Below are 4127 nucleotides of genomic sequence, written 5' to 3'. Positions count from 1 at the left end.
GTGCTGGTGTCCGTGGCCGCCGTGCGCGGGCTGCGCCGGCTGGAGCGCACCGGCTCGGGCCTGCGCGTTGGCGCGGCGGTGACCCTCGCCGAGCTGGCCGAGCACCCCGACGTGCCGGCCGCGCTGCGGGATGCGGTCCGGACCATCGCCTCGCCACAGATCCGCAACGCCGCGACGGTCGCCGGCAACCTGGTCCAGGCCAAGCGCTGCTGGTTCTTCCGCAACGGCTTCGCCTGCTACAAGCGCAACGGCCCGACCAGCCCCTGCTACGCCGTGCTGGGCGACCACCGCTTCCAGCACGCCGCGATCGACGCCCACCGCTGCCAGGCCGTCACGCCGTCCGACCTCGCCACCGTACTGGTGGCGCTGGACGCGACCGTGGAGATCACCGGGCCGCGCGGTACCCGGGTGGTGCCGGCGGGCGGCTTCTACACCGGGCCCGGCGAGACCGTCGTACGCACCGACGAGCTGGTGAGCGCGGTCGAGATCCCGCCCGCGACGCTGGACCGGCGGGCCGCGTTCACCAAGCTCGCGCTCTACACCGGGGACTTCGCCACCGCGTCGGTGGCCCTCGCGGTCGACCTCGCCGCGGACGGGCACTGGACCGACGTGCGGATCGTGGCCGGCGCGCTCGCACCGACGCCGTGGCGGGCACGCGCGGCCGAAGCGGCGCTGCGCGGCACCACGCCGACCGTCGCCGAGGTGCGCCGGGCCTTCGACGCGGACCTCGACCGGCACGCCCATCCGTTGCCCGGCAACGCATGGAAGCTCGACGCGGCGGCCGGACTGCTGGAGCAGGCCACCGAGCAGATCACGGAGCGGACCCTCGCACAGGCCACTCAGCAGGTCACTCCGCGGAGCGGATGACGTCCAGCTGGCGCTCCCACATGGCGAGCACCGCGGGCGGGTCGGGGTCGACCACGGTGAACGTGATGCCGCTGGTGACCGGCAGGCCCTCGTGGCTGTCGGTTTCCACCCGCTCGACCCGCAGCTCGAAGCAGTCCAGCCCGGCCGCGGGGTCCGCGCGCAGCGTCCGCGCGCGGCCGCGCAGGTAGTACACCGCCCCCGCGGCGACGTGACAGAACAGCACGGGCGAGCCGGCGGCCAGGTTGCGTGACGTCGAGCTGCCCGACCACAGCCCGAGCCGGATCGTGCGCGAGTCCAGCACCAGCAGCTCGCCCGCGCTGACCATGCACGGCCGGACCAGTCCGTCCGGGTCGACGGTGACCAGCACGAACCCCAGGCCCAGCTTGCCCGCCAGGTCGGCGCCGTCGAACGTGGCCGCCACGACCTCCGGGATCTCCTCCCCCACCACCCGTGACACGCGGTCGTCCCCCTTTCCTACTGCACGTGACCGTCGAGCGGCCGCTCGAGCAGGCTGTCGCCGCCCCAGCGGCGGACCAGCGCGTGCTCGACGCCGAACAGGTCGAGCACCCGGCCGACGGTGTGGTCCACCATGTCGTCCAGGTCGCGCGGCTTGGCGTAGAAGGCCGGCACCGGGGGGACGATCATCACGCCCAGCCGGGCCAGCTTCAGCATGTTCTCCAGGTGGACGGCGTTGAGCGGGGACTCGCGAACCAGCAGCACGAGCTTGCGCTGCTCCTTGAGCACCACGTCGGCGGCGCGCGCCACCAGGTTGTCGGCCAGCCCGTTCGCGATCGCGGCCAGGGTCTTCATGCTGCACGGGGCGATGACCATGCCCGCGGTGAGGAACGAGCCGCTGGAGATCGCCGCCGCCTGGTTCTCCACCCGGTAGGTGCGGTGCGCCAGCGCGAAGACGTCCTCGGGCCGGCGGCCGGTCTCGATCGCGATGGTCTTGCGCGCCCACTCCGACGCGACCAGGTGCGTCTCGAACCGGCTGCCGGCGAGCACCTCCAGCAGCCGCACCCCGTAGATCGCGCCGGTGGCCCCGGTCATGCCGATGACGATCCGGTTGGCCGTCATGCGCTCGCCTCCGAGCCGACGGAGCCCGCCGAGCCGACCGAGCCGGCGGTGCCGACCGGTTCCTCCGAGCTGTTGATCAGCGTCCAGATCAGCCGCCGCTTCTCGACGAACTCGGCCATGCTCTTGGTGTCCGCGGCCGGCGGGCGGGGCCGGGGCAGGTCGATGTCCACGATCTCCCGGACCCGTCCCGGGCGCGCGGCGAGCACGACCACCCGGTCGGCCAGGTACACCGCCTCGTCGAGGTCGTGGGTGACGAACAGGACCGTCTTCCTGGTCGACTCGTTGATCTTCAGCAGCTCCTCCTGCATCCGCTCCCTGGTCTGCGCGTCGAGCGCGCCGAAGGGCTCGTCCATCAGCAGCACGTCCGGACCGCGGGCCAGCGCCCGGGCGAGACCGACGCGCTGCTGCATGCCGCCGGAGAGCTGGTGCGGGTAGTAGTGCTCGAAGCCGGCCAGCCCGACCAGGTCCAGGTGCTCGGCGGCCACCCTGGTCCGCTCCGCCCGGCCGACGCCCTTGGTCTCCAGTCCGAACTCGACGTTGCGCTGCGCGGTCCGCCACGGCAGCAGGCCGGCATGCTGGAACACCAGCCCGCACGCGAAGGACGGCTTGGTGACCGGCTCACCGTTGAGCTCCACCACGCCGTGCTCCGCCGGCAGCAGGCCGTGGATGATCTTGATAAGGGTCGTCTTGCCGCACCCGCTCGGCCCGATCACCGCGACGAACTCCTGCCCGTGCACGTCGAAGGTCACGTCGACGAGCACCGGCACCGGTGGACCGTCCACTGAGGACGCCGATTCGGCGGCCCGGCCGCGGCGCCGGCCGTTCGTCTGGCGGCGGAACTGCTTGCCGATGCCGTTCAGGCTCAGCTGCACGTCGTTGTCGACCATCTGTCTCTCCTTCGTCTCCTATCCCGCGGCCCGCGCCGTCAACGCCGCCCGGCGAGTGCTCACCACGACGAGGCCGGCCACCAGCAGCGCCACCGGCACCAGCACCGCACCGCCGACCCCGACCAGGTCCGCGAGTCCGCCGTCGACCACGGCGGCGAGCGGCCGGATGCCGAGGAACAGCACCGCCCACAACGCGAGAACCCGACCCCGGACGGCCTCGGGCACGGCCCGCTGGATCGAGGTGGTCAGCGCCGTCTGGCCGAGCACGAAGCCCGCGCCGCCCAGCACGAGCCCGACGACGACCACCGGAAAGCTCGGCACGTTACCGAACACCACGAGCGCGGCCGCGAGCACGCCGAACCCGACGACGGTGGCCGGCCCGTCGCCGATCCGGCGGATCACCGACACCGCCAGCACGATCATCACCGCGCCGCCGATCCCGAACGCCGACACGAGCACGCCAACAGACGCGTCGCCGACGCCGAGCGCGTGCGCGACCGGTGCGGACAATACGTTCACCGCGTCGATCGCGAACCCGACCGCGCCCACCATGAGCAGCCGGGCCGCCACCGGCCAGTGCTCGCGCAGGTACCGCACCACCGACGCGGTGGCCGCGGTGCGGCGCAGCGCCGGGCGGGTGCGCGGCCTCGTGCACAGCAGACCGATCAGCATCGCCACGTAGCTGCCGGCGTTGGCGCCGAACGTCACCACCGGGCCGGCCGCCACCAGCGTCCCGGCGCCGAGGGCCGGGCCGACCGCGCGGGAGAAGTTGTAGGTCAGCGACTGCAGCGCCACCGCCCCGGGCAGGTCGGCGCGCGGCACGAGGGACGGCACGAGCGCGTGGATCAGCGGCACGCTCAACGCCTGCGCGCAACCGGTCACCGCCACTCCGGCGTAGATCGGCAGGATCCCGTAGCTGTCGTCCGCGACCACCACGACGAGCCACACCGCGCCGAGCAGGCCGACCGACTGCATCACGATCAGCAGCCGCCGCCGCTCGAACCGGTCGGCGAGCTGGCCCGCGATCGGCGCCAGGAGCACGTAGCCGCCGTACTGCGCCACGGTCACCCCGCCCACCGCGGTCGCCGACCCGGTCAGCTCGAAGATCAGCAGCACGGCGCTCATCGACTGCAGCCAGGTGCCGGTGTTCGACACCAGGCTGCCCCAGAAGAACGGCCCGAACCGCGGATCCACGACCAGCGCGCGCACCAGCCGGGGCGGGTCGGCCGAGCCGGTGGCGGCCGGGGCGGCTGTGACCGTGTCGGTGACCGAGCCGGCGCCGGCCGGCTCGGTGAC

The 4127-nt window shown here is 73.4% G+C and carries 5 protein-coding genes; 1 reads left to right on the top strand and 4 read right to left on the bottom strand.

The window, feature by feature from the left end; translation table 11 throughout:
• Positions 1-867: FAD binding domain-containing protein (locus ACRDTB_RS37545; RefSeq protein WP_431437022.1), on the top strand; the 867-nt coding region annotated here is incomplete at its 5' end.
• On the opposite strand, the gene ACRDTB_RS37540 is transcribed toward ACRDTB_RS37545, so the two are convergent.
• The 4 genes from ACRDTB_RS37540 to ACRDTB_RS37525 form a co-directional block, all read right to left on the bottom strand.
• Positions 848-1324: a hypothetical protein gene (locus ACRDTB_RS37540; RefSeq protein ID WP_431437021.1), complete on the bottom strand. Its 477-nt coding sequence runs from the start codon at positions 1322-1324 to the stop codon at positions 848-850. The two genes, ACRDTB_RS37545 and ACRDTB_RS37540, sit on opposite strands and share 20 nt — an antisense overlap.
• A gap of 17 nt (positions 1325-1341) precedes the next feature.
• Positions 1342-1944, bottom strand: coding sequence for a UbiX family flavin prenyltransferase (locus ACRDTB_RS37535; protein ID WP_431437020.1), 603 nt, complete (start codon positions 1942-1944; stop codon positions 1342-1344).
• A complete protein-coding gene (locus tag ACRDTB_RS37530) occupies positions 1941-2831 on the bottom strand; it encodes an ABC transporter ATP-binding protein (RefSeq protein ID WP_431437019.1) in 891 nt (296 codons plus the stop codon). The genes ACRDTB_RS37535 and ACRDTB_RS37530 overlap by 4 nt, the downstream gene beginning before the upstream one ends.
• Before the next feature lie 18 nt (positions 2832-2849).
• The coding region (locus ACRDTB_RS37525) for an MFS transporter (protein ID WP_431437018.1) at positions 2850-4127 on the bottom strand (1278 nt) is incomplete at its 5' end.

Source organism: Actinophytocola sp. (genome assembly GCF_050699935.1).
Taxonomy (GTDB): Bacteria; Actinomycetota; Actinomycetes; order Mycobacteriales; family Pseudonocardiaceae; genus Actinophytocola.
The sequence above is the reverse complement of the archived record's forward strand: the minus strand, read 5'-3'. Positions and strand labels throughout refer to the sequence as shown.

Excerpts from the sequence above, each read along its gene's own strand:
- ACRDTB_RS37535 (WP_431437020.1), bottom strand. The coding sequence starts at position 1,944 with ATGACGGCCAACCGGATCGTCATCGGCATGACCGGGGCCACCGGCGCG.
- ACRDTB_RS37530 (WP_431437019.1), bottom strand. The coding sequence starts at position 2,831 with ATGGTCGACAACGACGTGCAGCTGAGCCTGAACGGCATCGGCAAGCAG.